Source organism: Pseudomonas sp. FP453 (genome assembly GCF_030687495.1).
GTDB lineage: Bacteria > Pseudomonadota > Gammaproteobacteria > Pseudomonadales > Pseudomonadaceae > Aquipseudomonas.
Window position 1 is genome coordinate 2,161,476 of the sequence record NZ_CP117435.1, and the last position, 26,785, is coordinate 2,188,260.

At 63.0% G+C, this 26,785-nt stretch carries 24 protein-coding genes and 2 pseudogenes; 13 read left to right on the forward strand and 13 right to left on the reverse strand.

The features are described from left to right. Positions 1-8: 8 nt before the first annotated feature. Positions 9-1,835, reverse strand: a complete 1,827-nt coding sequence (locus PSH87_RS09940) for a glycoside hydrolase family 15 protein (RefSeq protein WP_305433359.1) — start codon at positions 1,833-1,835, stop codon at positions 9-11. Further along, positions 1,828-2,628 (reverse strand): SDR family oxidoreductase, encoded by an 801-nt coding sequence (locus PSH87_RS09945; protein WP_305433361.1) that lies wholly within the window; start codon positions 2,626-2,628, stop codon positions 1,828-1,830. The genes PSH87_RS09940 and PSH87_RS09945 overlap by 8 nt, the downstream gene beginning before the upstream one ends. Before the next feature lie 182 nt (positions 2,629-2,810). Between PSH87_RS09945 and PSH87_RS09950 the strand changes: the two genes are divergently transcribed. The 6 genes from PSH87_RS09950 (at position 2,811) to PSH87_RS09975 (ending at position 9,474) form a co-directional block, all read left to right on the forward strand. Continuing rightward, positions 2,811-3,311, forward strand: a complete 501-nt coding sequence (locus PSH87_RS09950) for a sigma-70 family RNA polymerase sigma factor (RefSeq protein ID WP_305433362.1) — start codon at positions 2,811-2,813, stop codon at positions 3,309-3,311. A gap of 14 nt (positions 3,312-3,325) precedes the next feature. After that, a complete protein-coding gene (locus PSH87_RS09955; protein ID WP_305433364.1) occupies positions 3,326-4,273 on the forward strand; it encodes a FecR family protein in 948 nt (315 codons plus the stop codon). A 97-nt stretch (positions 4,274-4,370) separates the two neighbouring features. Further along, complete coding sequence (locus tag PSH87_RS09960; protein WP_305433366.1) at positions 4,371-6,767, forward strand: TonB-dependent receptor; 2,397 nt, start codon at positions 4,371-4,373, stop codon at positions 6,765-6,767. Between the two features lie 197 nt (positions 6,768-6,964). After that, positions 6,965-7,891: a type III secretion effector protein gene (locus PSH87_RS09965; RefSeq protein ID WP_305433368.1), complete on the forward strand. Its 927-nt coding sequence runs from the start codon at positions 6,965-6,967 to the stop codon at positions 7,889-7,891. Positions 7,892-8,206: 315 nt separating this feature from the next. Then, entirely contained in the window at positions 8,207-8,386 is a 180-nt protein-coding gene (locus tag PSH87_RS09970) for a hypothetical protein (protein WP_017736448.1), read from the forward strand. Positions 8,387-8,523: 137 nt separating this feature from the next. Beyond that, entirely contained in the window at positions 8,524-9,474 is a 951-nt protein-coding gene (locus PSH87_RS09975) for a type III secretion protein (RefSeq protein ID WP_305433370.1), read from the forward strand. 22 nt (positions 9,475-9,496) lie between these two features. On the opposite strand, the gene PSH87_RS09980 is transcribed toward PSH87_RS09975, so the two are convergent. Beyond that, on the reverse strand, positions 9,497-10,648 hold the full coding sequence (locus PSH87_RS09980) for an MFS transporter (RefSeq protein ID WP_017736450.1): 1,152 nt from the start codon (positions 10,646-10,648) through the stop codon (positions 9,497-9,499). A 349-nt stretch (positions 10,649-10,997) separates the two neighbouring features. Between PSH87_RS09980 and PSH87_RS09985 the strand changes: the two genes are divergently transcribed. After that, positions 10,998-11,972, forward strand: a complete 975-nt coding sequence (locus tag PSH87_RS09985) for a diaminopimelate epimerase (protein ID WP_305433372.1) — start codon at positions 10,998-11,000, stop codon at positions 11,970-11,972. On the opposite strand, the gene codA is transcribed toward PSH87_RS09985, so the two are convergent. The 6 genes from codA to PSH87_RS10015 form a co-directional block, all read right to left on the reverse strand. Beyond that, complete coding sequence (codA, locus tag PSH87_RS09990) at positions 11,965-13,206, reverse strand: cytosine deaminase (protein WP_017736452.1); 1,242 nt, start codon at positions 13,204-13,206, stop codon at positions 11,965-11,967. The two genes, PSH87_RS09985 and codA, sit on opposite strands and share 8 nt — an antisense overlap. A gap of 39 nt (positions 13,207-13,245) precedes the next feature. Further along, entirely contained in the window at positions 13,246-14,514 is a 1,269-nt protein-coding gene (gene codB, locus PSH87_RS09995; protein ID WP_305433373.1) for a cytosine permease, read from the reverse strand. Between the two features lie 139 nt (positions 14,515-14,653). Next, on the reverse strand, positions 14,654-15,277 hold the full coding sequence (locus tag PSH87_RS10000) for an NUDIX hydrolase (protein WP_257780490.1): 624 nt from the start codon (positions 15,275-15,277) through the stop codon (positions 14,654-14,656). Between the two features lie 8 nt (positions 15,278-15,285). Beyond that, positions 15,286-15,726: a GNAT family N-acetyltransferase gene (locus PSH87_RS10005; protein WP_305433374.1), complete on the reverse strand. Its 441-nt coding sequence runs from the start codon at positions 15,724-15,726 to the stop codon at positions 15,286-15,288. A 161-nt stretch (positions 15,727-15,887) separates the two neighbouring features. Next, a complete protein-coding gene (gene queD / locus PSH87_RS10010) occupies positions 15,888-16,244 on the reverse strand; it encodes a 6-carboxytetrahydropterin synthase QueD (RefSeq protein ID WP_017736453.1) in 357 nt (118 codons plus the stop codon). Positions 16,245-16,320: 76 nt separating this feature from the next. After that, on the reverse strand, positions 16,321-17,400 hold the full coding sequence (locus tag PSH87_RS10015; protein ID WP_305433380.1) for a patatin-like phospholipase family protein: 1,080 nt from the start codon (positions 17,398-17,400) through the stop codon (positions 16,321-16,323). Between the two features lie 120 nt (positions 17,401-17,520). Between PSH87_RS10015 and PSH87_RS10020 the strand changes: the two genes are divergently transcribed. The 4 genes from PSH87_RS10020 to PSH87_RS10035 are packed head-to-tail and all read left to right on the forward strand — an operon-like array spanning position 17,521 to position 20,121. Beyond that, complete coding sequence (locus PSH87_RS10020) at positions 17,521-17,823, forward strand: PepSY domain-containing protein (RefSeq protein WP_017736532.1); 303 nt, start codon at positions 17,521-17,523, stop codon at positions 17,821-17,823. Next, complete coding sequence (locus PSH87_RS10025) at positions 17,823-18,134, forward strand: PepSY domain-containing protein (RefSeq protein WP_017736533.1); 312 nt, start codon at positions 17,823-17,825, stop codon at positions 18,132-18,134. Before PSH87_RS10020 ends, PSH87_RS10025 begins: the two co-directional genes overlap by 1 nt. Further along, positions 18,134-18,802: a response regulator transcription factor gene (locus PSH87_RS10030; RefSeq protein WP_017736534.1), complete on the forward strand. Its 669-nt coding sequence runs from the start codon at positions 18,134-18,136 to the stop codon at positions 18,800-18,802. The genes PSH87_RS10025 and PSH87_RS10030 overlap by 1 nt, the downstream gene beginning before the upstream one ends. Beyond that, positions 18,799-20,121, forward strand: a complete 1,323-nt coding sequence (locus PSH87_RS10035) for a sensor histidine kinase (RefSeq protein WP_305433383.1) — start codon at positions 18,799-18,801, stop codon at positions 20,119-20,121. Before PSH87_RS10030 ends, PSH87_RS10035 begins: the two co-directional genes overlap by 4 nt. Before the next feature lie 154 nt (positions 20,122-20,275). On the opposite strand, the pseudogene PSH87_RS28805 reads toward PSH87_RS10035, so the two are convergent. Then, positions 20,276-20,785: pseudogene (locus PSH87_RS28805) on the reverse strand (methyl-accepting chemotaxis protein); the annotation flags it as partial. A gap of 396 nt (positions 20,786-21,181) precedes the next feature. Beyond that, positions 21,182-22,423 (reverse strand): annotated as a pseudogene (locus PSH87_RS28810) (chemotaxis protein); the annotation flags it as partial. 244 nt (positions 22,424-22,667) lie between these two features. Between PSH87_RS28810 and PSH87_RS10045 the strand changes: the two are divergent. Continuing rightward, positions 22,668-23,987 (forward strand): Na+/H+ antiporter family protein, encoded by a 1,320-nt coding sequence (locus PSH87_RS10045; RefSeq protein WP_177325334.1) that lies wholly within the window; start codon positions 22,668-22,670, stop codon positions 23,985-23,987. Between the two features lie 9 nt (positions 23,988-23,996). On the opposite strand, the gene yegQ is transcribed toward PSH87_RS10045, so the two are convergent. Then, positions 23,997-25,310, reverse strand: coding sequence for a tRNA 5-hydroxyuridine modification protein YegQ (gene yegQ / locus PSH87_RS10050; RefSeq protein ID WP_305433385.1), 1,314 nt, complete (start codon positions 25,308-25,310; stop codon positions 23,997-23,999). A 163-nt stretch (positions 25,311-25,473) separates the two neighbouring features. On the opposite strand from yegQ, the gene PSH87_RS10055 reads away from it, so the two are divergent. Then, positions 25,474-26,541, forward strand: coding sequence for an AI-2E family transporter (locus PSH87_RS10055; RefSeq protein ID WP_305433387.1), 1,068 nt, complete (start codon positions 25,474-25,476; stop codon positions 26,539-26,541). 3 nt (positions 26,542-26,544) lie between these two features. On the opposite strand, the gene PSH87_RS10060 is transcribed toward PSH87_RS10055, so the two are convergent. Further along, entirely contained in the window at positions 26,545-26,727 is a 183-nt protein-coding gene (locus PSH87_RS10060) for a hypothetical protein (RefSeq protein WP_017736540.1), read from the reverse strand. Positions 26,728-26,785 lie beyond the last annotated feature (58 nt).

The following is a 26,785-nucleotide window of genomic DNA, read 5'->3' on the forward strand; positions in this document are numbered from 1 at the left end:
ATTGTGCCTCAGGGCTGCCAGGTCGTCTTCTCCCCACTGAGCTTACGGTCGAGGAACGTTGCCGCGCTGATCAACGCCAGGTGGCTCAAGGCCTGGGGTGTGTTGCCCAGGTGCCGGGCCTGGCTGTCGAACTCTTCGGCGTACAAGCCCAGCGGGTTGGCGTAGCGCAGCAGTTGTTCGAATTCCAGGTGGGCCTTTTCCACTTGCCCGGCGCGCGCGAGGCATTCGACGTACCAGAATGAGCACGCGGCAAACGCGCCTTCGGTGCCTTGCAGGCCGTCGATCTGGCTGTCGTCGTTGCGGTAGCGGTAGACCATGCCGTCGCGCACCAGGCTTTTCTGGATGGCTTCAAGGGTCGACAGCCAACGCGGGTCGGTGGCCGCGACGAAGCGCACCAGCGGCATCAGCAGCATCGAACCATCGAGCGCCGTGCTGCCGATATGCTGCACAAAATGCCCGCGTTCTGCGTTCCAGAAGTTGCTCCAGATGTCGGCGTAGATTGCTTGGCGCGCCTGGTCCCAACGGGCGAACGGCGCCGGTAGCGAGCGCTTGGAGGCCAAGCGGATCGCGCGGTCCAGCGCGACCCAACACATTAGTCGCGAATGCAGGAAGTGATGCTGTTCGCCACGCATTTCCCAGATGCCCACGTCTTCGCTGTTCCAGATTTCGCAGACCTGATCGGCGACTTCCACCGTGTGTTGCCAGCCGTCATGGGAGATGGCCTCGCCGTATTTGTTGACCAGGTACACCGCGTCCATCAGCTCGCCGTAGATATCCAGCTGGATCTGCCCGACCGCCCCATTGCCGATGCGCACCGGCTTGGCGCCGCCGTGGCCGGCGAGGTGCGCCAGTTCGGTTTCCGGCAGTTCCTGACGACCGTCGATGCCATAGAGGATATTGATCTTCATCGGCTGGCCGCAGCAGTCACTGACCCGCCCTTTGAGCCAGCGCATATAGGCGTTGGCCTCCTCGACAAAGCCCAGGCGCATGAACGCGTAGACGGTAAACGAAGCGTCGCGAATCCAGGTGTAGCGGTAATCCCAGTTGCGCTCGCCGCCGGGTGTTTCCGGCAGGCCGAAGGTGGCGGCGGCGATGATTGCGCCGTGTTTGCGTGAGGTCAGCAGCTTCAACGCCAGGGCCGAGCGATTGACCATTTCGCGCCAGCGCCCGCGGTAGTTCGACTGGGCGATCCAGCCGCGCCAGAACGCCAGGGTGTGGGCCAGGGCAAGGTCGGTGCAGCGGCTGTCCACGCGTTCATCTTCCTGGCCGCCGAGGACAAATTCCGCGCCTTCGTCCTGCTTCAGGGTGAAGCGGGCGACTGCCGCACCCTCCTTGACGTGCAGCGGATGGCTGCCAGACAAGCGCAGGCCGGGCTGGCCGTCGGCGTTGAAGCACACGGTGCCGTTGTCGAGCGCGGCGTGGGTGGGCGCGCGTGCGTAGTCATGGCGTACGGCGCAGCGCAGGTGGATATCGGCCGTGCCGCTGACCACCCGCACGCGGCGAATCAATAGCGGCAGGTCGTCGATTTCATCGCTGATCACCAGCAGGTCGGTGATTTCCACCACGGCGGCATCGCTGAGCCAGCGGGTTTGCAGCACGTTGGTGTCGGGCAGGTAGATCTGCTCGCGGCGGGCGTTGGGCAGGTCCGGGGTGAGCTGGAAAATGCCGGCGTCGGGGCTGTCCAGCAGGGCGCAGAAGATCGACGGGCTGTCGAACTCCGGCCAGCAGAAGAAGTCGATGCTGCCTTTGTCGTTGACCAATGCGGCGGTGCGCATGTCGCCGATGATGCCGTGGGCGTCGATGGCGCTTTGCGCTTCGTTGTTTGACTCAACCATTGCCACGAAACTCCGGATAAAGGCTCATGCCGCCGTCGATGAACAGGGTGCTGCCGACCACGTAGTCGGAGGCGTCGCTGGCCAGCCACACCACAGCGTTGGCCACGTCTTCCACGTCGCCGACGCGGCCGTAGGGGATCAGCTTCAGCAACTCCTTTTCCGCTGCGCCCTCGGTGGCCGCGCGGTTGATCGGCGTGCGGATCGCCCCCGGTGCAATGCCGTTGATACGGATGCGCTGCTCGCTGACTTCCTGGGCGAGGGTGCGCATCAGCATCTCGACGCCGCCTTTGGACGCGGCGTAGTTCACATGCCCGGCCCAGGGGATCAACTGGTGTACCGAACTCATGTGGATGATTTTTCCCGCTGCCCGCGACACGCCTTCACGCACGCCCTGGCGATTGAAGATACGCACGGCGGCACGGGCACAGAGGAACTGGCCGGTGAGGTTGACGCCGATCACCGTGTTCCAGTCGTCGAGGCTCATGTCCACCAGGTTGGCGTCTTTTTGCAGGCCGGAGTTGGCGACGAGAATGTCGAGGTGGCCAAAGGCGTCGAGGGTCTGGGCGAACAGGCGTTCCACGTCCGCCTCCTTGGACACATCGCCACCGATGGCAATCGCCCGGCCGCCGTTGGCGTTGATCTGCGCGGCGAGGGCTTCGGCGGGGGCGGCCTGGGCGTTGTAATTGAGCACCACGGCCGCGCCGGCGTCGGCCAGGGCCTTGCCGGCGCCTGCGCCGATGCCGGAGCTGGCGCCGGTGACCAGGGCGACTTGTTGCTGCAATGAGAGAAGCATGGGCCAAGCACCATTGTCAGAGGGTTCAGTCAGCTGACTGGTGGGGCGGGGCGTAAGTTCAGCGGCGATTGCATCGATGGCGATGCCGCAGCGCGTCGAACTGTGCTGACACGACCGGTAGCAATTGCCCGACTTAATAGGAAGCATTACTATTCACGTCCCGCCTCCCCAGTGCCTTCGCGATGATTCCCCAGCCGCCCCGCAGAACAGGCTTTTTCGAGTATTACGAAGAGTTGATCGGCACCTGGACGCGCCGCCTGAGGAACCGTCAGCAGGCCGAAGACCTGGCGCACGACACCTTTGTGCGGGTGCTGGAGGCCCGCTCCACCGAGGTTGAGCAACCGCGCGCCTATCTGCATCAGACGGCGCGCAATATCGCGGTGGACGCCCATCGCCGCGAAGACCGGCGCGAGGCATTGGGGCTGGACGCCTTTGAGCAGAGTGCGCCCCACAGTGGCGACCCGGAGCATTTCATGCACGCGATCCAGTTGGCGGATTCCATCGAGCGGGCCCTGGCGGAGTTGCCGCTCAACTGCCGGCGGATTTTCATCTGGCAGAAAATCGAAGGCCTCACCCAGCAGGAAATCGCCGACCGCCTGGGCTTGTCCAAGAACATGGTGGAAAAGTATATGATCCGCACCCTGCGGCATCTGCGCGACCGCCTGGACGCGCTGGCCCCATGAACCAAGGATCTTCCATGATGGATAACCGTGCCCGAGACGAGGCCGCGCAATGGTTTGTGCGCCTGCAAGACGCCGAGCTGGACGCCGCCGAGCGCCAGCAGTTCGAGGCGTGGCGCCAAGCGCATCCCGCCCACCAGTATGAATTCGATGTGCTGCGCGGCCTGTGGAGTGCCGCCGACCTGGTGCCAGAGGCGCGCCTGCAGGCGCTGTGTGCGGCGCCTGCCGAGCGCCCCGGGCGTCGCGCGGTGTTGCGTTATGCGGTGGCTGCCGGTGTGGTGGCGGTTGCCATTGGCCTGGGTGTGTTCAGCATTCAACCAAAGCCCTACAGCGCCGAGTTCAGCACGCGGTTGGGAGAACATCGCCAGGTGACCCTGCCCGACGGCTCGATGATGGAGTTGAACAGTCGCAGCGTGGTTGCAGTGCATTTCGAGAAAGGCCGGCGTGGTGTGGTGCTCAAAAGCGGCGAGGCGATGTTCAGCGTCGAGCATGACACCCGCCGACCGTTTGTGGTCGCCGCCGGGGCCGGGCAGGTCACCGTGACCGGCACCCGTTTTGACGTGCGCCGCGACGACGACCAGACCCGCGTGGTGGTCGAGGCCGGAACCGTCAAGGTGCAAGGGCGTGCAGCCGATGCCATCGTCACCCTCACGGCGGGGCGCGGCACGCACATCGACGGCCAGGGCAACGTGGTGCCGGCCTACGCGGTGAACGCTGAAGAGCTGACCGCCTGGCGCACTGGCAAACTGGTGTTCAACAACGCCACCTTGGGTGAGGTGGCGCGGGAAGTCTCACGCTACCGCGAGCAGCCGTTGCGGGTGGGCTCGGCGGCGGTGGGCAACCTGCGGCTGACCAGCGTGTTCAAGGCCAACGACACCGAGGCCTTGCTCAAGGCCTTGCCCCACATCCTGCCGGTGGCCGTGCGCGCGTTGCCGGACGGCAGTCAGGAAATTATTTCACGCTGACATTCAGGTTTTTTCCGCGCTCGTCGTCTTCTCCTGCAACTGCAACTGGTTTGCATTAACGGCCGCACTTGCTTGCGATCACAGGACTCGATTCGACGTGAAAAAACTTGCTCGCCACAACAATAAAATCTCCCGCTGGGCGCCGCTGGCCCTGGCACTGGCCGTCAGCAGCGCGGCGTACGCCGCCGACGCCATCCATATCCAGGCCCAGCCCCTGGGTGCGGCGCTGAGCCAGTTGGGCCAGCAAACGTCCCTGCAAGTGTTCTTCAGCCCGGACATGGTCGCCGGCAAGCAAGCCCCGGCCGTGGACGGTAACCTCTCGCCGGAACAGGCCCTGCGCCAGCTGCTGCAGGGCAGTGGCCTGGACTACCAGATCGACGCCGGCTCGGTCACGTTGCGCCCGCTGAGCAGCGGCACCGGTGCAGCCGGCTCGCCGCTGGAACTGGGCACCACCGACATCAAGGTGGTCGGCGACTGGCTCGGCGATGCCAATGCCGAAGTGGTGCAGAACCACCCCGGCGCACGCACGGTGATCCGCCGCGAGGCCATGGTGGAGCAGGGTGCGATGAACGTCGGCGACGTGTTGCGCCGTGTGCCGGGCGTGCAGGTGCAGGAGTCCAACGGCACCGGTGGCAGCGACATTTCCCTCAACGTCGGTGTACGTGGTCTTACTTCGCGGTTGTCGCCACGTTCCACGGTGTTGATCGACGGCGTCCCGGCGGCGTTTGCCCCCTATGGTCAGCCGCAACTGTCGATGGCGCCGATTTCCGCCGGCAACCTGGACAGCATCGACGTGGTGCGCGGTGCCGGTTCCGTGCGGTATGGGCCGCAAAACGTCGGCGGCGTGATCAACTTTGTCACCCGCGCGATCCCGGAAAAGTTCTCCGGTGAAGTCGGCACCACCCTGGAAACCTCGGCCCATGGCGGCTGGAAACATCTGGAAAACGCCTTTGTCGGCGGCACCGCAGACAACGGCATCGGCGCGGCGTTGCTGTACTCCGGGGTCAAGGGCGATGGCTATCGCAACAGCAACAATTCCAATGACATTAACGACGTGATCTTCAAGACCCACTGGGCGCCGACCGATCAAGACGACTTCTCCCTCAACTTCCACTACTACGACGCCACCGCCGACATGCCTGGCGGCCTGACCCAGAAGCAATTCGACGCCAACCCGTATCAGTCGGTGCGCGACTGGGACAATTTCACCGGGCGCCGCAAGGATGTGTCCTTCAAGTACATCCGGCAGATCGACGACCGCACCCAGGCCGAAGTGCTGACGTACTATTCCGACAGCTTCCGTGGCAGCAACATCGCCAACCGTGACCTGCTCATCCTGGGCTCGTACCCGCGCACCTATTACACCTTCGGCATCGAGCCACGGGTGAGCCATGTGTTTGACCTGGGCCCGAGCACCCAGGAAGTCAGCGTCGGTTATCGCTACCTCAAGGAAGGCATGCACGAGCAGGCCACCAGCCTCAACCTGGTCAACAACGTGCCCACCCCGGGCGGGCGCAGCGATGGCCACGTGTATCAGGACCGTACCGGTGGCACCGAGGCCAATGCGTTCTATGTCGATAACAAGATCGATATCGGCAAGTGGACCATCACCCCCGGCATCCGCTTCGAAGACATCCGCACCGAATGGCACGATCGCCCGGTGGTCCCGCTGACCGGCCCGCGTACCCTGGAAAAACGCCGCGAGGTGCACAACAACGAACCGTTGCCGGCCTTGAGCGTGATGTACCACGTCTCCGACGCCTGGAAGCTGTTTGCCAACTACGAAACGTCCTTCGGCAGCCTGCAATATTTCCAGCTAGGGCAGGGTGGTTCAGGTGATCAGACCGCCAGCGGCCTGAACCCGGAAAAAGCCAAAACCTACGAGGTGGGCACGCGCTACAACGACAACGTGTGGGGTGGCGAAGTGACGCTGTTCTACATCGACTTCGCCGATGAACTGCAATACGTCAGCAACGCGGTGGGCTGGACCAACCTCGGCGCCACCAAGCACACCGGTATCGAAGCTTCGGGCCACTACGATCTGTCGAACCTCGACCCGCGCCTGGACGGCCTGACCGCCAACGCCGGTTTCACCTACACCAAGGCCACCGCCGAAGGCGATGTGCCCTTCAAGGGCCGTGACCTGCCGCTGTACTCCCGTGAAGTGGCAACGTTGGGCCTGCGCTATGACGTCAATCACTGGACCCACAACCTGGACGTCTACGCCCAGTCCGGCCAGCGCGCGCCGGGCACGGGTACTACCTACATCACCCAAGGCACTGCCGACGGCCAATACGGTGATATTCCGGGTTATGTCTCGGTCAACGTGCGCAGTGGCTATGACTTTGGCGCGCAACTGTCGAACCTGAAGCTGGGCGTGGGGGTGAAAAACGTCTTCGACCAGCAGCACTACACGCGCTCCAGCGATAACAATGCCGGGCTGTACCTGGGTGAGCCACGTACGTTCTTTGTACAGGCAAGCGTCGGGTTCTGATCTGTATCCAGTGGGAAAAATCGCAGCTCCAGGGCTGCGATTTTTTTTGGCGTTTTCCTACGGTTTCACTCGACTGCCATGAGGTTTGACAGGAACCGTTTCCGACAAGTGCGCCACACAGTGAGTTACCTGATTGGCCTTGACGTGACGTCGGGCTGGCAGGTTCAGGACTCAATCTTCTTGCACTGGAGCCATCTATGTCGGTATCGACCCTCGAGTCATCCGTACCTGCATCATCCACCTTTGATACGCCATCGCCTGCGCCGCAAGCCAAGGCCAGTCGCCCGGCGCCTTCCGTTGACGGCCAAAACGCGACGAACGTGAGTTTCCGCTCGCAGGAGAAACAGACCGGACCGGTGTTTGGCGATCATCAACCGCCGACCGATCGCGCGGGCCAGCGCCATGACCCTTTGGCAACGACGCAGGCGATGCGGCATCCAGGGTTCATGGAGCGCTTCAAAGACTGGAAGAGCCATTGGTTTGGCGGGCACTGTCCGCCCATGCACAGGCCTTGCAACGGTGCCCCGCCAAGGCCGCACCCTGGTAGCGGTGCCCCTTCCAGGCCGCACCCAAAACCGGATTACTCGATGCAGAACCATGAACAGTTGACGCAAGCGCTGCTGGATAACTTCAAGGCGTTTACCGGGTCCCATCACGCGCGTTTCATGACCACCCGTGACATCGGGGAAATGGCCAGTAGACCCCTTGGCAACGACCCGGTGATGAACAACAACATTCGCCTGGCCCGGGAAATTCTGAACCGCCCCGACCTGATGCAGGCCCTGGACCGGAACAACGGCACGGGGGCGACGGACAACCGGTTCAGCAAGCAAGACTTGCGTAACGCCCTCAATGACACGAACTTTTTCCGGTACAAGGATGACAAGGAGATCGCCGGAGAAATGCTCAGCCATTTCGATGAACTGGCACGGCGTTGGGGCGGCAAAATCAGTATCCGGGACCTGCACAGACTCGCTGCCCAACCCCTGACGGGCGACTCTCCCAGGGATCACCTCATCCAGCTGGCCCAGGTACTGCTCAGGCGTGGCAACTTGCTGATGGCGATGGATCGCAATGGCGATGGATACCTCAGTCGAAGGGAACTCCAGCGGTTGTCGTCCTGACGCAAAGGCCGCAGTGTCATGAGGCACCGTGAGCGTTTTGCAGTGCCTCATGCCGGGCGATGAATGTGTCAGGAACCATTTCCACAGCGACGCCACTCAGGTAATACAACCTCGGCGGCTCTGGTGGGACGGGTCGCTTTTCAGGCATCGAGTCAGGGGCCAGCTATGACAACAACGTCGTTTCAATCTCGCCAGGATGGTTTTTCAGAAACCTTTCGCTGTGGGCATGACGCGGGGGCGGCTGCCACTGCTGAAACAGCCGCAGCGCTCCCGGCCAGCCTGCCGGCGAGCAGTTGCTGCGCCCAGACCCGGCGAATGAAAGCCTTTGCCGGCCAACGGCAATTCCAGGCGCCGGTCGCCGATGATTTTGCCAGGGGCATGCTGGCCCCAGGGCTGGCTGACGGCACGGTGGCCTCGCCCTTGAAACACCTTGCCAGTGCCTTGGCGACGTTGATCATGGGGCTGGCGGCCTGGCGCCGGCACAAGCCTGGCTGAGCACAGGTCTGGCCGCCTTTTTACATACTGTCATTGGTATTCTGCGCCAGTCTGGAACTGTCGCACTCCACTCACCACAGAGGTTTGCTTGTGTTCATGGAACCAAGCACGGATCTGAGAAAAGTTGGAGAAGTCGCATGACAATCGATGCTGCACTACCTCACGCGCGGCAAGCGGCCACGGGCGCATCGGCGCCGGCAGAACAGGGCACACGATCTGCGGCGTGTTCACCGGCCACCCACCGCGATGCCTGGAACGACCCCCCCCATGCTGCCCGGCCTCGTGACAGCTCATCGGGTGAGTTACCTCGGCGGCCAGCGCTGTTGCGCGGCGGCGTGCCCGGCCTGCATCACCGTGCCTTGCAGAACCCACTGGTGCCGCGTGCGAGCCTTTTGCCGCCGGGCGCCGACTCAAAGGACAGCCAGTTGGCCGAAACACTGAGGGACAGCTTTGGTTTGCTGCACCCTTTCTTGAGGGACGGACGACTGACGTTGTCATCCCTGCGGCAGGTGGCCGAAGCCACGATGGGCGAGAGCGACAAGCTGGACCACGCCATCCTGGCGGCTCGCGAGATCATCCAGCGTCCGCCTCTGCGGGACGCAATCCTGAGCAGTGACGGTGATATCACCCGCGACAGCCTGGCGGTCGCCGTTAGTGTCTTGCAGGGCAACAGCTCCCCAGGCGCCTTCAGCCAGGACCCGTTCCATGGCCAGGACAACGCACAGGTAGTCAAAGCCTTGCAGGCGTTATTCGAGCAGTTGCGCGATCAGACAAAGGACAGAACGTTCTTTTTTGACAAGCACCAGTACGTGGAAATTGCCGCACTCAGGGCCCTGATGGGCGATCCCGACGCCGTCGGCCCATACGGCCAGCCGGTGCTGGACCCGGCCACCGGTTTGCCCGGCAAGCAGTACAGCGAACTGAGTGTGTACACGGCCAAGAACATCCTTGAGCGCCCGGGTTTATTGCGTTCGCTGGAGCGCGCCAGCGGCACGCGGATATTCGGCCCTGCCCACCAGGAAGGCTGGATCAGCAATAAAGGCCTGGAGCGCTGGCTTGAGCAGGACAAGGCCCACAAAGCCCTGTGACACCAGGGCTTTGTGGGTGGTTTTACACCTTGAGAATCTTGCCGCTGATGGCCACGCCCGCGAGCAGCAGGGCAATCAGTACAAAGGCGGTGCTCAGGCTGCTGCCATGAGCAATAAAGCCGATAACCGCCGGCCCGGCGAGAATACCCGCGTAGCCCAGGGTGGTGATGGCCGGTACCGCGATATGTTCGGGCATCACCGTTTGCTTGCCGACGGCGCTGTACAGTACCGGCACAATGTTCGAGCAACCGGCGCCCACCAGCGCATAACCGAGCAGCGCGGTTTGCCACGCCGGGAGCAGGGTGGCCAGTAACATGCCCGCCGTGGCCAGGGCGCCGCCGATCACGATCACGCGGGTGGCGCCCAGGCGGCGCACAATGGCGTCACCGGTCAGGCGCCCGGCGGTCATGGTCAGGGCAAAGGCGGCGTAGCCAAGGCCGGCGTAGGCTTCGTCGAGGCCGCGCTCGGCGCTGAGGAACACGGCGCTCCAGTCGAGCACCGCACCCTCGGCAAGAAACACGATAAAACACAGGCAGCCGATAAACAGCACCACGCCATGGGGCACGGCAAACGCCGGTCCCGAACTTTCACTGCCATAAGGCAACAGGTGCGGCCCGGCCTTGAGCAACGCCACGGCCATGATGACGATCACCACCAGGGTCGCCTGCAACGGCGTCATGCCCAGCCCCAGCAACCCGGCGACACCGGCCGCACCGACAATGCCCCCCAGGCTGAACAGGCCATGAAAGCCCGACATCATGGTTTTGCCGCTGGCCCGTTCGACGATCACGGCTTGCAGGTTGACCGTTGAGTCCACCGTGCCCAGGCCTGCGCCAAACAGGAACAGACCAGCCATCAGCCATGGAATCGTACTCACGGTGGCCAGCATCGGCAGGGCCAGGCAGATCAGGATCGTGCCGGCGCTCAACACGCGTCGGCAGCCGTAGCGTGACGCCAGTGCGCCGGCCACCGGCATGGCGATGATCGAACCCACGCCCAGGCACAGCAGCAACAGGCCCAGCGTGCCTTCGTTCAACTGCGCACGTGCCTTGGCGTAGGGCACCAGCGGCGCCCAGGCCGCGATGCCGAAGCCGGCGATAAAAAATGCGATGCGAGTGGACATTTGCTCCAGCCGCCCGGGAATCACGGGCGCAGGGGTGGGGATGGCGGTCATGGAAAATCCTTGGTTTTGCGTTCAACGAACGATGTCCGGCGCGACATCCTTGCACATCAGGCCTTGCTGAGCGAGCCGGGTTCCCGCTGAGGCGGCGGCTGTGAAGTTTATTTTTACAAACTGGGAACGCTTTAAGTGTTACTCGCCACGTAAGGGATGCCGGCTCTGCCGGAGGCGATCTGGAAGGTGCGTAATCCCTGCAGGAACTGGCGAACCCCAGGCTTCTTGCAGTGGGTTACGCACCTTCCAGGCCGCTTCCCACAGACAGGGCATTCTGTAATACGCTGCTGCCCCAACCCATAGGCAAGCGAGCGGATGAACTGATGAAAAACTCCCGGCAGGCGCTGCCATGACCCGATTCTACGATGCACGGGGCAATATCTACGGGGTGGTCAGCCCGGCTTTTTTACGCGACCAAGGCATCGCCCTCGCCGGCACTGCCGCCCAGGCTGTGCGTGAGCGCCAGGTTTGGGCGCCGGCGGCGATTGCCGCCGAATGCGGTTGGGGCTCGACGCCGCGCCCGCCTGCGGCCAAGGCCCACCGTTGCGATGGCTTGCTGATTGGGCTATTCCAGGCCGAGCCACCGTTTGACCTGTTGATCGTCAACACGGACGGCACCCTGGCCGAGCGCAGCGGCAATGGCCTGACGATCTTTGCCCAGGCCCTCACGGACCAGGGCTTGATGACGGCGGCCAGTGAGTTGCGCGTGCATCACGACCAACCCGGCGGTGCCTCGCCGGTGACCACCTGGGTGGAACCTGCGGTGTACGAGCAGGTGGCGGGATTCTGGCTTGCCTTGGGCCAGCCTGCGTTTGGGCCACTGGCCGTTGGCGCATCGGACGAGGGCAGCGCCGGACTCAGCCATGTCAGCGCACTGGCGGCGATCAACCCGCACTGGGCGCAGAGTCAATTTGTGCGGGTGGGCAACCCCCATTGCGTAACGTTGGTGGAGCACGCGTCGGCCTTGCCGGACAACGCGCAGATGCAGCAACCCGCGCTGTTCGAACCCTTGCAGGCGATTGCCTTTGCGCCGCCGGTTGGCCGTGGCCAGCCCTGTGCCGCCGGGGTCAATCTGCAATGGGCCGCGCGGGAAACCGACAACCGCGTGATCGCCCGCGTCTTTGAGCGCGGCGAAGGGCCCACGGCGTCGTCCGGCACCAGTGCCAGCGCCGTGGCCTGTGCGGCGTGGCGCGCGGGTTGGGTGGTGGCGGGCGAGGTTGCAGTGGTGATGCCGGGCGGCACCGCACCGGTGCGCTTGCAGGCCACGGCTGACACGTTGCTCAGTGTCAGCCTGTTCGGCACAGCGCGTCGGCAAACTAGCTGATCACAAACTCCACCTGCGCAGGCTGACGCTTCATCAGCACCTTGCCGTTGCGGATCGAGTACAGCGGCAGGCCCTGGCTGCGAATCACTTCATAGTCGCTGTCTGCCGAGAGGATCAACAGGTTGGCCGGCCGCCCCGGCTCCAGGCCGTAGCGCTCGCCCAGGGCCATGGCCTTGGCGCTGTTATCGGTGACCAGGTCGAGGGCGCTTTGCAGGGTTCGATAGCCGAGCATATGGCAGATATGCAAACCCGCCTCCAACACGCGCAGGATGTTGCCGTTACCCAGTGGGTACCACGGATCGACGATGGAGTCCTGGCCAAAGCACACGTTCATGCCCGCTTCGAGCAGCTCGTTGACGCGGGTCACGCCGCGGCGTTTCGGGAAGCTGTCAAAGCGCCCTTGCAGGTGGATGCTCTCGGTCGGGCAGGAGACGAAGCTGATGCCGGAATGCCCCAGCAAGCGAAACAGCTTGGCGCAGTAGGCATTGTCGTAGGAACCCATGGCCGTGGTGTGACTGGCGGTGACGCGCGCGCCCATGCCACGGCTGCGGGCTTCTTCGGCGAGCACTTCGAGAAAGCGCGAGTGCGGGTCGTCGGTTTCGTCGCAATGCACATCCACCAGGCAACCGGTGCGCTCGGCCAGGTCCATCAGGAACTTCACCGAGCTCACGCCCTGGTCGCGGGTGTATTCAAAGTGCGGGATGCCGCCGACCACATCGGCGCCCAGGCGGATGGCTTCTTCCATCAGCTCACGGCCGTTGCGGTAGGACTCGATGCCTTCCTGGGGAAAGGCGACGATTTGCAGGTCGATCAGGTGCGTGCTTTCCTCGCGCACTTCCAGCATGGCCTTCAGCGCCGTGAGGTTGGGGTCGGTGACGTCGACGTGGGTGCGCACATGCTGGATGCCGTGGGCGGCGAGGGCCTGGATGGTTTGCTTGGCGCGGGCCTTGGTGTCGGCAAAGGTGATGGTGGCTTTGCGCTCGCCCCAGCACTCGATGCCCTCGAACAAGGTGCCGCTCATGTTCCAGCGTGGCTCGCCGGCGGTGAGCGTGGCGTCGAGGTGGATATGGGGCTCGACGAAGGGCGGGATCACCAGGTTGCCGGCGGCGTCGAGGTCGTCAGCTTGAAGCTCCGGCACGGTTGTTTGTGGGGTGATGCTGGCAATCCTGCCGTGTTCCAGGTGCAGATCATGCAGGCCTTCACGGTTGCGCAGGCGGGCATTGATGATGTGCATGGGCAAGTTCCTCTTGGGCAAAAAGCAATCAGGTGAGCATTATGCCTCGGCGCTGGCCAATGGCGACCTTGCCCGTAGGACGGTGGTCAGCAGTATGTAGGTTATGCTCGCGGCGGCAATGCCCACCAGCGGCGCGACCCAGGGCGAATGAAATGCCAGCAGCGTGCCCACGGCGTACGCCACCAGTCCGGGCCAGTTGAACGCCGGCAGGTGTGCATCCGCCAATCGTGGGTAGTGGCCGCGATAACGGTAGAAGAAGTCCGCCATGATCACCCCGCCAATCGGTGGAATCACCGTTCCCAGCAGGATCAGGTACGGCACCAGCAGGTCGTACATGCCCAGCATCGCCAGCAGGGTGCCGATCACAGCACCGACCAGGGTCACGGTTTTGCGTCGCCGAGTGCGCAACAAGTTGCAGCCCGCCACGGCGAAGTTGTAGATCGTGTTGTCCTGGGTGCTCCAGATGTTGAGCAGCAACATGGCCATGGCGGCCATGGCAAATCCTTGCAGCAGCAACACCTCCACCACGTCGGGCTGCTGATAGACGATGGCGCCATACGCGCCAATCAACACCATCAGGCCATTGCCGATAAAGAAGCCAATCAGGCTGGCGAGCACTGCGACTTTGGCCGAGCGCGAAAACCGCGTCCAGTTGGTCGCTTGGGTCGCACCGCTGACAAAGGTGCCGAATACCAGGGTAATCGCGGTGGACAAGTCCAACTCGCCGGTTGGCACCACCGCCAGCAGCCCATCGAGTCCGCCGACTTTTACCGTGGCCACCCACATCGATAAAAACAGCAGGATGCCCATGGCGGGTACCGCGATATAGGACAGAATCTCCAATCCGCGATAGCCCACGTACGCCGTGGCGCAAAACACCAGGCCGAACAGCATCATCAATCCCAGCACGCTGCCCTCGCTCAGCTCGAAGTATTTGCCCAGCACCACGGCCGCCGTGGCGGTGCCCCAGGCGTACCAGCCAATCTGGGTGAAACCGAGGATCAAATCGCTGAGCCTGCTGCCCACTTCGCCAAAGCAGAAGCGCCCCATCAGCACCGAATTCAACCCGCTCTTGAAGGCGATGTAACCCAGGCCTGCGGCATAGATACCCAACAACAGGTTACCCAGGGCCACGACACCAAGCATCTCGCTGAAACTGAACGCCACGCCCAGCTTGCCGCCGGCAAACATGGTCGCGGTAAAAAACGTGAAGCCCAGCAGCACCATGGCGGTTGACGCCAGGCCCTTGCGCGCATGCAGGGGGACTTCGCTGAGGGGGTAATCATTGCCTGGTTCGTGCTGCGTCATGTGCCTTGCTCCCTGAGTCGTGACACAGAGGCAGTTGCACCGGACGTGCCAATCCGCGCGATGCTGCGGCGATACAGCTGTCGACGGGGGCAACGTCGTTCATCAGGCACGAAAGCGGTGCGCGGTGATGCAAATTGGATCAGTCGAACAGCGTCTGTGTCGTCTCGCCGCGATGGAACGCGAAGGCGGCTTCCAGATCACTTTCGATGGTGCGTCCACGGGACAGTGGCGGCAATTCATCCAGGCGGAAAAAGCCCACCTCGGTGGTCTCGAACCCCGCCATCGGCGCCAACTGGTCCACACGGTCACACAGGAAATACAGTTTGTAGAAATCCCGCACGTCCGGCCGATACAGGCCCTTGGCCTTGTGGGTGACGCTATACAGCGCCCGCGCGGTAACGGTCAGCCCGGCTTCTTCGCGAATTTCCTTGATGATGTTTTCTGCGGCGGACAAACCGATGTCGGCGTAACCGCCTGGTAACGCCCAGCAGCCATCGGTCAATTCGCGCACCAGCAGGATCCGATCGCCCTCGATCACCGCACCGCGCACGTCGAGCATCGGCGTTGAATAGCGCTGGGCAAAGTCCGACACCAGCCCCGTGATGCGTTCCAGCGGTACGTTGCCCAACTGCGCCAGCATGCTGTGGGCAATCTCGGCGATTTCTTCCAGGCGCTCGCGTTCGAAATCGTCGGTGCAAAAGTGCAGGCCTGTAGACGCTAGCGCTTGCAGGCGCTTGGCTTGGGCCAGCCAGGTGTTTTCCATGGGGGCTCCTAAAGGGATTTACTCATGTACACGCGGCGCAGGCCGTGTTCTTCGGCCCGATGGGTTTCGACGTAGCCGCGACGTTGGTACAGCGTGAGGTTCTCAGTCATGGCTTCGTTGGTGTACAGGAAGATGGCCGCGTAGCCCGCATCGATTGCCTGGCGCTCGGCAAAATCCATCAACTGGCGCCCGAAACCAAGACCCTGGGCATCCGGGGCGACAGCCAGGTTATCCAGCAGCAGGGCGGTGCCGGCATCGGCGAGGATGATAAAACCTTGCACGCGCCCGGCGTTGTCCAGCACGTGAACCCCGCCGGCCTCGATCAACTGGCGATAGTCTTCCAGCATCGGGCCGGGTTGGCGCCCGATCCGTTCGATATAGGGCGAGTAGGCAGCCTGGACGATAGCCTCAATGGCTGCAACATCCTCAACAGTGGCGGGGCGCATCATTACAGCGTGCTCCTGGTTAAGGGCGCTGTACTTGTGGCGAGGGAGCTTGCTCCCGCTGGACTGCGTAGCAGTCCCACGCTTTTCAACAAAGAGCAGGGGCCGCTTCGCGCCCCAGCGGGAGCAAGCTCCCTCGCCACAGGTGGCTTTTTCACAGTGTCGAATCACTCACCGCGATAGATGCAACCGCTGGTGCAGGTCTCGTGGATACGAATCGCACTGAGTTCCGGCAGCAGGGGTTTCAATTCGGTCCAGATCCACTTGGCCAGCACTTCGCTGGTAGGGTTTTCCAGGCCGGGGATGTCGTTGAGGTAGTTGTGGTCGAGGCGCTCATACAGCGGCTTGAAAATCGCCTTGATCTCCGAGAAGTCGCGAATCCAGCCGGTATGGGGGTCGAGGTCGCCGCTCAGGTGGATGGCCACCTTGAACGAATGCCCATGCAGGCGCCCGCATTTATGGCCGTCCGGCACGTGCGGCAGGCGGTGGGCGGACTCGAAAGTAAATTCCTTGAAGATTTCCACAGTGTTTTCAGCTCGTTCAGGTATCTGGCAGGCGGCGAGTTTAACAGCTTGCTCCGTCGCCGCGCATACCACTGGGTCAAAGGGCTTGCAGGTGTTCGCCCAACTGGCCGTTGTCGGCCAACGCGAGAAACTCATCCCCCAGGCGCTGGCTCTCGCTCATTGCGGTTTGCCAGTACTTGTTGCGGCTGGCGTCATCGCCGAGGAAGCGCTTGAAGTCACTGCGGTCCGGCAGTTTGCCGTGGGGCAGGCGCGCCAGGTAGTCCCTGGACGGCGCGAGCAGCAGCACGTCCTGCAAACCCTGTTGATTGCTGCGGCGCCACGGCAGGCCCTTGTCGAACCAGCCGGGGATGACCCGGTCGGTGAAGTGCGGGTACAGCACGATGTCGTCGCCGTGGTAGGGCAGGTCGAGGTGGTAGTCCAGCAGGCCGCCATCTCGGTAGGTGCCCGCGCCGGCGCCGGGCAGGTCGCGCACGCCTTGCATCACCATGGGGATCGAACCGGAGGCCAGCAGGGCCTGGCGCAGGTTGCCGGGCGCCAGGGCGAGGAAGCGTGACGGGAAGTCCGTCAACGGGTGCACCGGGGGCGGCTGGCGTGGGTCGTGGATGATCAGCCGCTCGAAATGCCGCGCCAGCCGCGCGCGGCCCCGCAGGTTGTCGGCAATCACCGATGACAGGCCCAGGCCCAGGCGACCCCGGTGATCATCGGCGAGCAGGCCATGGCTTTTGACCACCATGATGTTCAGGCGATAGTCCGGGTTGTCCAGCACCCGTGCATCACGGCCGGCCAGCAGGTCGTCGAGCATGCGCCGGCAGCTCTGGCTGACCTCGGCCATGGTTACGCCCTTGGCAAAACGCTGTTCGTTGTACAGGCGGCCGAGGTCCAGCAGGCCTTGCACGGGGTCGGGCAGGCAGGCACTGGCAAACCGCCAGGAGCCGATGGACGCGCCGATCAGCGCGCGTTCCCGTGGCGCGCGGGGCAGCCAGTCGCCGAACAGGGCCAGGTCCAGGCCCTGGATGCCCAACGCCTTGGGCCCGCCGGCCGCGCCGGGGAGGATGCCGACATCGGCCGGCTTCAGGCCTTGTTCGCGAATGCGCGCAAAGGCCCGTTTGCCGGCCTTGAGCGTCAGCGCGGGAAACTTGATGTGGATGGCTGTCATACCGGTCTCTGTGGCAGCAGGGGTTGGGGCAAGAATGCCATGGTGGCAATTCAGTTTCAGTTAAGTTGCAGCGGTTACGGTGGCCGGCGTAGGAAAAATATCCTGAAACGGAGACTCATCATGAAGCGCCTCACAGCGCTGGTCACCGCCAGTATCATGGCGTCTCTGGCGCCACAGGCCTGGGCAGTGGACCCTGACAAGCCGCTGAAATTACCCGGCACTGTTACTATTGTCGCCTTTGATCAGCTGGAAGCCACGGCCCTGGCCCTGCATCCTGGCTCGACGCTGCTGGATACCGACCTGGATGAGGAGTATGGCAAGTACCTCTACCAAGTCGAACTGGAAGATGCCAACGGCATCGAGTGGGAAGTTGAATTGGACGCGCTCACCGGGCAGGTTCTCAAGAATCATCAGGAAACCTAATGAAGGTAAATCTACGTGCCGGCAGTCGAATCGCGTTGGTGCTCCTGGCTTTTTGCTCAAGCCTGGCGGCTCGTGACCTCGATCAGGACGAAGCCTTTGCATTGCGCCAGCAAGGGGTGATCCTGTCTTTGGAACGGCTGTTGGACCAAGCCATGGCGCGCCACCCGGGCGCCCGGTTATTGGAGGCCGAGCTTGAGAAGAAGCACGGCCAGTATGCCTATGAAGTGGAACTGGTCACCGCCGAAGGCGTGGTGCGAGAGATCAAGCTTGACGCGACCACGGGTGCGTTGATCAAAGATGAGGAAGACTGATGCGCCTGCTGCTGGTGGAAGACAACGTACCCTTGGCCGATGAACTGCTGGCCGGCCTGCAACGCCAAGGCTACGCCGTCGATTGGCTGGCCGACGGGCGCGACGCGGTGTACCAGGGCCGCAGCGAACCCTATGACCTGATCATCCTCGACCTCGGTCTGCCGGGCCTGCCGGGGCTTGACGTGCTGGCGCAGTGGCGCGCCGCCGCGCTGGCCATCCCGGTACTGGTGCTCACCGCCCGTGATTCCTGGGCCGAGCGCATCGAAGGGCTCAAGGCGGGCGCGGATGATTACCTGAGCAAACCCTTTCATCCGGAAGAACTGTACTTGCGCATCCAGGCGTTGTTGCGCCGCTCCCACGGTCAGGCCAACCAGCCCACCCTGCAAGCGGCCGGCCTGCATCTGGATGAAGGGCGCCAGTGTGTGCTGCGCGATGGTGCGGAAATCCAGCTGACCGCCGCCGAATTCCGCCTGCTGCGCTATTTCATGCTGCACCCCGAGCAGATCCTGTCGAAAAGCCATCTGGCTGAACACCTGTATGACGGCGAAACCGAGCGCGACTCCAACGTGCTGGAGGTCCACGTCAACCACCTGCGCCGCAAGCTGGGTCGCAGTGTGATCGAAACCCGCCGTGGCCAGGGCTACCGGTTTGGCGCCAGCCCCGCATGAGGTCGATTCAACGGCGCCTGAGCCTGGGGCTGATCAGCGTGATGGTGATCGTCGGCATCGCCCTGGCGCAAACCAGTCTGTGGTTGTTCGAAACCGGTTTGCAGCGTTATCTGGAAGCGGGCCTGCGCAACGACAGCGAGAGCCTGCTGGTGGCGCTGGTGCGCGGCCCAGACGGTTTGCAGTTGCATGAGAAGCGCCTGTCGCCGGCGTATCAGCGCCCGTTTTCCGGGCACTATTTCCGTATCGATTTTGCCGACAAGCATTGGCGCTCCCGCTCGCTGTGGGACCAGGATCTGCCGTATCTGCCTGAGGCTGGGCTCAAGGGCAACCTGCAACTGGGCCCGGAAGGCCAGCAACTGCTGGTGCTGCGTGAGGACTACAAGCGCTTCGGCCAGGCGATTTCCATCAGCGTGGCCCAGGACTACACGCCGGTGCGCGAAAGCTTTCGCCTGATGCGTCAGATCGGTCTGGTGCTGGGCCTGGCGGCACTGCTGCTGGTGCTGGTGTTGCAACGGGTGACCGTGCGCCGGGCCTTGCGTCCGTTGGAAACCGCACGTAACCAGATCGCCCAGCTGCAACAAGGCCAGCGCTCACAGCTCGACACCCAGGTGCCGCTGGAGCTGGAGCCGCTGGTGGCGCAGATCAACCACTTGCTGGCGCACACCGAAGACAGCCTCAAGCGCTCGCGCAACGCCCTGGGCAACCTTGGCCATGCCCTGAAAACCCCGCTGGCGGTGCTGTTGAGTGTGGCCTCCAGCGAACAACTCAAGGACCATCCCGAACTGGCCAAGCTGTTGCGCGACCAATTGGAGCAGGTGCAACAGCGCCTCGGCCGTGAACTCAACCGCGCCCGCCTGGCCGGTGAAACCTTGCCCGGCGCCTTGTTCGACTGCGAGAAGGAGTTGCCGAGCCTGCTGGCCACGTTGAACATGATCCACGGCGAACACCTGGACCTGAGCTACCACGCAGCGCCCGGCCTGCAACTGCCGTGGGACCGTGCCGACCTGCTGGAATTGCTGGGGAACCTGTTGGACAACGCCTGCAAATGGGCGGATGCCGACGTGCGTTTGAGCGTCAGCGAAACCGAGCGCTGTTACTTGCTGGAAGTGGAAGACGACGGCCCCGGAATCCCCGAAACCCAGCGCGACCAGGTGTTCAGCCGTGGCACGCGCCTGGACGAACAGATCGATGGCCATGGCCTGGGGTTGGGGATCGTGCGGGATATCGTCGAGGTGTGGGGCGGGGTGTTGCAGTTGCAGGAAAGCGAGTTGGGCGGGCTCAAGGTGCTGATCGAACTGCCCAAGCGCCAGAACGGATAAAACACTGATCAAACTGTGGGAGCTGGCTTGCCTGCGATGGCATCAACTCAGTTTGTCTGATGTACCGAGTTGTCTGCATCGCAGGCAAGCCAGCTCCCACACAAGCCAGCTCCCGCATTAGATCTGCTTAAGGATCAGGGCCGGTGTCGCTCATTCAGACCCGGAACTGGTCCATCAACCCCTGTTGCTGATTCGCCAGGCTGTTCAACGCCTGGCTCACCCGCGCCGATTCATTGGCTTGCTCCGACAGCGACTCGGTCACATCGCGAATGGTCGCCACGTTGCTGTTGATCTCTTCGGCCACGGCGCTTTGTTCTTCGGCGGCGCTGGCGATCTGCAGGTTCATGTCGCTGATCACCGTGACCGCCTCGCCGATCTGGCGCAGGGCGGTGACGGCCTGGCCGACTTGTTCGACGCTGCCCTGGGCCTGGCGATAGCTGTTGCCCATGGAGCCCACCACTTCCTCGGTGCCGCTTTGCAGGTGTTCGATCACCAGGCGGGTTTCTTCCACCGATTCCTGGGTGCGGCGTGCCAGGTTGCGCACTTCATCGGCGACTACCGCAAAACCACGACCGGCTTCACCGGCGCGGGCGGCTTCGATGGCGGCGTTGAGGGCCAGCAGGTTGGTCTGCTCGGCAATGCCGCGAATCACTTCGAGCACCGAGCCGATTTTCTCGCTGTTGGCGGCCAAGCCTTCGACCTGGGCCATGGCGGTGCTCATGTCGGCCGCCAGGTTGCCAATGTTGGTGGTGGTGCGATCGATAACGGTCAGGCCTTCGCGGGTGGCCTGGTCGGCGTCGCGGGCGGCCTGTGCGGCTTGGGCCGCGCTGCGGGCGACGTCCTGGGCAGTGGCGCTCATTTCATGGGAGGCGGTGGCCACCTGGTCGACTTGGCGATACTGCTGCTCCATGCCGGCGCTGGTTTGCGTGGCAATCGCGGCGGATTGGTCGGCGGTGCCACGGGCGTCCTGCACCGAGCGCTTCACTTCGGCGATGATCGGTTGCAGTTTGTCGAGGAAGCGGTTGAACCAGCCGGCCAGTTGGCCCAGCTCGTCCTGTTTGTCGTAGGCCAGGCGGCGGGTCAGGTCGCCTTCGCCGCTGGCGATGTCTTCGAGCATGTGCGCCACGCCGAGGATCGGCCGGGTCACGCTGCGGGCCATCAGCCACACCAGGATCAGGCCGACGACCGCCGCCAGCAAGCCCAGGCCCAGCTCCAGCAGGGTGCCCCGGGCATTGTCGGCATCCAGTTGGGTTTTCAGCGCCTCGGCGGGTGCGACCAGGACTTTTTCCGGCACATCCAGCAACACGCCCCACAATTTGCCATCGGGGATCGGCGCGAAGGGCGCGAGCACCTTGAGCTGATGCTCGGTACGCAGGCTGCGGATCTGTGTGCCGCTGGACAAGAAGCCGATCAGTTGCGCGCCGCTGGTGGTGTCGACCTGGTCCAGGCGCTGGCTGAGCTTGCTCGCATCCGGGCTGTAGCCGGCGAGCACGCCGGTGGGGCTGAGGATGCTGACTTGGGTCTGGCCGTCGTACAGCTTGCGGCTGGCCTGCTGGCTCACGGCCTGCAGACTGTTGAGGTTGATGTCCACCGACAGCGAAGCGATGACTTTGCCGTTGGCCATCAGCGGGAACACGATGCTGGTCATCAGCACGTTTTGCCCGTTGATCACATAGAAGTAGGGTTCGATCACACACGGCTTGAGCGTGGTGCGCGGGCAGGTGAACCAGGCGTTGGCCTTTTCACCGCTGGGGCCGACGCTGGTGTCGGCCATGTCGCTTTCCGGCAGGGCCATCGACTCCAGTTTGCCAGGGGTCGGCTGCGACCAGTAGAGGGCGAAGCGGCCCTTGTCGTTGCTGCCCAGCTCGGCCTGGTTGGCGAACAGTTCGTCCTTGCCGTCCAGCGCGTTGGCTTCGAAGACCAGGGACAAACCGAGCAGGTCCGGGTTGGCCTGCAAGGCGGCCTTGACCTGACGGGTCAGGTCTTCGCGGGTGTCGAAGGCGTCAAGGAAGCGCTTTTCCGCCTGCTCGCGCAAGAACAGCACCTGGCGTGAAAAGCCATGACCATATTGATAGGCGTCCATGAACTGGCGACGAATGCCCAGCGCCTGGCCTTCACCCTGGGCCTCGATGCGCGCCTGGGCGGCTTCGTCGAGCATCTGCATGCTGGACGCCTTGACCTGCGTGGAACTCTGCTCCATGCGATACAGCGACAGACCCACCAGCAGGGTCACGATTCCCAGCAGGCAAAGGCCGGCGAGCAGGGTGATTTTCCATTGAATGGACAGCTGTCTGAGGGACATCGAGGAGCATCCTTAACCTGAAAACACAGTGAATCAGGTTATCGGCCGCTGTTTAAGATTCTTTATTATTTAAACGTTCAATTGAATGCTCAAAGCGACGCCGTTTTTTGACATGCAGCCCTGCCTGCGGCAAAGTGCGCGCCCTCTAATAAGACCTCCTTCAAGCCTGCACGCTGGCAGCCGCCTTTGGCCTGCCCTGGCGCAGGCATGCCTGTTTTTTATGTTTCTGCTTGAGGTATCCATGATTAACGCAGTCATTGCCGCGGTCGGCACCATGCTGGTGCTCAGTTTGTCCCGCGTGCATGTGGTCATCGCCATCATCGTCGGCGCCCTGGTGGGTGGCCTCACCGGTGGCTTGGGCATCGACGCCACGCTCAAAGCCTTCAACGGCGGCTTGGGCGGCGGTGCCACCGTGGCCTTGTCCTACGCCTTGCTCGGCGCTTTCGCTGTGGCGATTGCCAAGTCCGGCCTGGCCCACGCCCTGGCCGACAAGGCGCTGATGCTGGTGGACCGCCAGGAAGCCAGCGGCGGCAGCCACGTCAAATGGCTGCTGATCGGCCTGTTGTGGGGGGTGGCGATTGCGTCGCAGAACATCCTGCCGATCCATATCGCGTTTATTCCGTTGCTGGTGCCGCCCTTGTTGTACGTGCTGACCAAGCTGCAACTGGACCGCCGCCTGATCGCCTGTGTGATGACGTTCGGCTTGATCACCCCGTACATGTTCCTGCCAGTGGGCTTCGGCAATATCTTCCTCAACCAGATCCTGCTGGCCAACGTGGCCAAGAGCGGCGTGGACATCAGCCAGGTCAACGTCACCCACGCCATGGGCCTGCCGGCGCTGGGCATGGTGGTGGGATTATTGGTGGCGGTGTTTGTCAGCTACCGTAAAAAACGCGTGTACGACCTGGAGAAAATCGAGCGCGTCGAGCAAGTCGCGGTGCAATACAACCCGCTGACCTTGCTGGTGGCCGGCCTGGCGATTGCCTCGGCGTTCATCATTCAGCTGTGGCTGGATTCGATGATCATTGGCGCGCTGGCGGGTTTCCTGATCTTCTCGGTGTCGGGCATCGTGCGCTGGAGCGACACCGACGACCTGTTCACCGAAGGCATGAAAATGATGGCGATGATCGGCTTCATCATGATCGCCTCGTCGGGCTTTGCCGAAGTGCTCAAGGCCACCGGCGACGTGCGTTCGCTGGTGGAAACCTCGGCGGCGTTTATCGGCCATAGCCGTGGCGTTGGCGCGTTGCTGATGTTGCTGGTGGGGCTGTTGGTGACCATGGGTATCGGCTCGTCGTTCTCGACGGTGCCGATCCTGGCGGCGATTTTCGTGCCGCTGTGTGTGCAACTGGGGTTCAGCCCGATGGCCATCGTGTGCATCGTCGGCACAGCGGGCGCCTTGGGCGATGCCGGTTCGCCGGCGTCGGACTCCACCCTCGGCCCGACCTCCGGTCTGAATATCGACGGCCAGCACCACCATATCTGGGACACCGTGGTGCCGACCTTCCTGCACTACAACATCCCGCTGCTGGCGTTTGGCTGGCTGGCGGCAATGACCCTGTAGTCAGCGCGTTTAAACGTCGCGCATCAACAGGCCAAAGCGCAGGTCCATCTCCATAGAGACGGGCACATACACCGTGTGCCCATCCCCCGGCGCCACCTCGATGGCCTCGCCCTTGGCGTTGTGCATCATCCCCAGGTCAAAGTGGAAATTGCCCGCAGGCGTCATCAACTCCAGGTGATTGCCCACGGCAAAGCGGTTCTTCACCTTCACCTCGGCCAACTCGCCCCGACGCTCGCCGGTCAATTCTCCGACAAACTGCTGACGTTCCGAGACTGAGCTGCCGTTCTGGTAGTTCTGGTATTCGTCGTGCACGTGCCGACGCAGGAAACCTTCGGTGTAGCCGCGCTGGGCCAGGGATTCGAGGTCGGTCATCAGGCTGCGGTCAAAGGCGCGGCCGGCCACCGCGTCATCGATGGCCTGGCGATACACCTGGGTGGTGCGCGCGCAATAGAAGTGGGATTTGGTGCGGCCTTCGATTTTCAGCGAGTGCACGCCCATATGGGTCAGGCGCTCCACGTGCTGTACGGCGCGCAGGTCCTTGGCGTTCATGATGTAGGTGCCGTGCTCGTCTTCGAAGGCGGGCATTTGTTCGTCCGGACGGTTGGCTTCCTGCAGCAGGAACACCTGGTCGGTGGGCGTGCCAATGCCCAGGGTCGGCTGGAATTGCTGGACGATCTCGCCCGTGGCGTTCTCCACCGCCGGCGTGGCCTGGTATTTCCAGCGGCAGGCGTTGGTGCAGGTGCCTTGGTTGGCGTCGCGCTTGTTCATGTAGCCGGAGAGCAGGCAGCGCCCGGAATAGGCCATGCACAGGGCGCCGTGGACGAAAATTTCCAGTTCCATGGCCGGCACGTGCTCGCGGATTTCGCCGATCTCTTCCAGGGACAATTCCCGCGACAGGATCACCCGGCAGATGCCTTGCTGCTGCCAGAACTCCACACTGGCCCAGTTCACCGTGTTGGCTTGCACCGACAGGTGGATCGGCATCTGTGGGAAGTGCCGGCGCACCAGCATGATCAGCCCGGGGTCGGACATGATCAGCGCATCCGGGCCCATGGCGATCACCGGGGCCAGGTCCTTGAGGAAGGTTTTCAGCTTGGCGTTGTGCGGCGCGATGTTGACCACCACGTAGAAACGCTTGCCCTGGGCATGGGCCTCGTCGATGCCGAGGGCCAGGTTGGCGTGGTCGAATTCGTTGTTGCGCACCCGCAGGCTGTAGCGCGGCTGGCCGGCGTAGACCGCATCGGCACCGTAGGCGAAGGCATAGCGCATGTTTTTCAGGGTGCCGGCGGGGGCGAGCAGTTCGGGGGCAATAACAGGGGGCATGGTCGGTACTTGAGTCAAAAAAGTGCGGCAGGGTAGAGCACGCCGGCGCGGGGTTTATTGATCTGGGTCTAGGCTTGCAACAAAGAGGGCACTCGTAGCGCTGGGCGTGGACTAAGCAGCAGGGGCCTACGCAGGTCTTCTGCTTTTCTGACATGGACCGGACATGAATCAAACCAACCTGCAATTCAAAACCCTGCTGTTACTGCTGGCCTTGGTGACCGTCGCCTTTATCTGGATATTGCTGCCGTTCTACGGCGCGGTGTTCTGGGCGGTGATCCTCGGCATCATCTTTGCGCCGATGCAGCGCCGCTTGCAGCAGCGTTTCGCCTGGAACCGCAACTTGACCTCCCTGGCCACCCTGGCGGTGTGCCTGGTGATCGCGATCCTGCCGGTGATCATCACCAGCGCTTTGCTGGTACAAGAAGGGGCGACGCTCTATAAAAACGTCGAAAGCGGCAAGCTGGACGTGGCCGGTTATATCGAGCAGTTCAAGAACTTCCTGCCGCCGTACTTCCAGCACCTGCTGGATCGCTTTGGCATGGGCAACCTGGAAGGGCTGCGCGAGAAGATCGTCAAGAGCGCGATGCAAGGCAGCCAGTTCTTTGCGTCCCAGGCGTTCAGCTTTGGCCAGGGCACGTTTGACTTCCTCGTAAGCTTTTTCATCATGTTGTACCTGCTGTTCTTCCTGCTGCGCGACGGCCCCGAATTGGTGCGTAAAGTGCGCACGGCGGTGCCGTTGGCCGAGCCGCAGAAGCGGCGCTTGCAACTCAAGTTCAACCGGGTGGTGCGTGCCACGGTCAAGGGCAACGTGCTGGTGGCGGTGACGCAAGGCGCACTGGGCGGGTTGATCTTCTGGTTCCTGGACATTCCCAGTGCGTTGCTCTGGGCGGTGCTGATGGCGTTTCTATCACTGTTGCCTGCGGTGGGCGCCGGCATTGTGTGGGGGCCGGTGGCCGCTTACTTCCTGTTGAGCGGTTCGATCTGGCAGGGCGTGGTGCTGGCCTTGTTTGGCGTGTTCGTGATCGGCTTGGTGGACAACGTGCTGCGACCGATCCTGGTGGGCAAGGACACCAAGATGCCGGATTACCTGATCCTGATCTCGACGCTGGGCGGGCTGTCGGTGTTTGGCCTGAACGGCTTTGTGATCGGGCCACTGGTGGCGGCGTTGTTCATGTCCAGCTGGGCGCTGTTCGTGGAGAGCAAGCCGCGGGTCAAGTTGCCGCTGCCGTAGGCTTCAGGCGTGAAGCTTGAAGGTCGAGGCTTGCTGCAGCTGTTTCTTGGCGGCGGACAAGGAGGTCAGCGGGCCGCTGATGGCCTCGCCATCGCGCACCACATACCAGCAGGCCAGCAACCCCAGCTCGCGCAGAGGGGCGGGAACGGCGCTACCGATGACAGACATGATTTGAACAGTGGGCATAAGGACCTCCAATCGCTATGGAGGTCACCTTACGCGGCAGTGGGGTGTAGGAAAAATC

What these genes read in the sequence shown, in the direction of transcription:
- PSH87_RS09975 (WP_305433370.1), top strand. Translation starts at nt 8,524, where the DNA reads ATGACAATCGATGCTGCACTACCTCACGCGCGGCAAGCGGCCACGGGC.
- PSH87_RS10060 (WP_017736540.1), bottom strand. Translation starts at nt 26,727, where the DNA reads ATGCCCACTGTTCAAATCATGTCTGTCATCGGTAGCGCCGTTCCCGCC.
- PSH87_RS09940 (WP_305433359.1), bottom strand. Translation starts at nt 1,835, where the DNA reads ATGGTTGAGTCAAACAACGAAGCGCAAAGCGCCATCGACGCCCACGGC.
- PSH87_RS10005 (WP_305433374.1), bottom strand. Translation starts at nt 15,726, where the DNA reads ATGATGCGCCCCGCCACTGTTGAGGATGTTGCAGCCATTGAGGCTATC.
- PSH87_RS09950 (WP_305433362.1), top strand. Translation starts at nt 2,811, where the DNA reads ATGATTCCCCAGCCGCCCCGCAGAACAGGCTTTTTCGAGTATTACGAA.
- PSH87_RS10015 (WP_305433380.1), bottom strand. Translation starts at nt 17,400, where the DNA reads ATGACAGCCATCCACATCAAGTTTCCCGCGCTGACGCTCAAGGCCGGC.
- PSH87_RS10000 (WP_257780490.1), bottom strand. Translation starts at nt 15,277, where the DNA reads ATGGAAAACACCTGGCTGGCCCAAGCCAAGCGCCTGCAAGCGCTAGCG.
- codB (WP_305433373.1), bottom strand. Translation starts at nt 14,514, where the DNA reads ATGACGCAGCACGAACCAGGCAATGATTACCCCCTCAGCGAAGTCCCC.
- PSH87_RS09970 (WP_017736448.1), top strand. Translation starts at nt 8,207, where the DNA reads ATGAAAGCCTTTGCCGGCCAACGGCAATTCCAGGCGCCGGTCGCCGAT.
- PSH87_RS10055 (WP_305433387.1), top strand. Translation starts at nt 25,474, where the DNA reads ATGAATCAAACCAACCTGCAATTCAAAACCCTGCTGTTACTGCTGGCC.
- PSH87_RS09980 (WP_017736450.1), bottom strand. Translation starts at nt 10,648, where the DNA reads ATGACCGCCATCCCCACCCCTGCGCCCGTGATTCCCGGGCGGCTGGAG.
- PSH87_RS09965 (WP_305433368.1), top strand. Translation starts at nt 6,965, where the DNA reads ATGTCGGTATCGACCCTCGAGTCATCCGTACCTGCATCATCCACCTTT.
- PSH87_RS10035 (WP_305433383.1), top strand. Translation starts at nt 18,799, where the DNA reads ATGAGGTCGATTCAACGGCGCCTGAGCCTGGGGCTGATCAGCGTGATG.
- PSH87_RS09955 (WP_305433364.1), top strand. Translation starts at nt 3,326, where the DNA reads ATGATGGATAACCGTGCCCGAGACGAGGCCGCGCAATGGTTTGTGCGC.
- PSH87_RS09945 (WP_305433361.1), bottom strand. Translation starts at nt 2,628, where the DNA reads ATGCTTCTCTCATTGCAGCAACAAGTCGCCCTGGTCACCGGCGCCAGC.
- PSH87_RS09985 (WP_305433372.1), top strand. Translation starts at nt 10,998, where the DNA reads ATGACCCGATTCTACGATGCACGGGGCAATATCTACGGGGTGGTCAGC.
- PSH87_RS10020 (WP_017736532.1), top strand. Translation starts at nt 17,521, where the DNA reads ATGAAGCGCCTCACAGCGCTGGTCACCGCCAGTATCATGGCGTCTCTG.
- PSH87_RS10030 (WP_017736534.1), top strand. Translation starts at nt 18,134, where the DNA reads ATGCGCCTGCTGCTGGTGGAAGACAACGTACCCTTGGCCGATGAACTG.
- yegQ (WP_305433385.1), bottom strand. Translation starts at nt 25,310, where the DNA reads ATGCCCCCTGTTATTGCCCCCGAACTGCTCGCCCCCGCCGGCACCCTG.
- PSH87_RS10025 (WP_017736533.1), top strand. Translation starts at nt 17,823, where the DNA reads ATGAAGGTAAATCTACGTGCCGGCAGTCGAATCGCGTTGGTGCTCCTG.
- codA (WP_017736452.1), bottom strand. Translation starts at nt 13,206, where the DNA reads ATGCACATCATCAATGCCCGCCTGCGCAACCGTGAAGGCCTGCATGAT.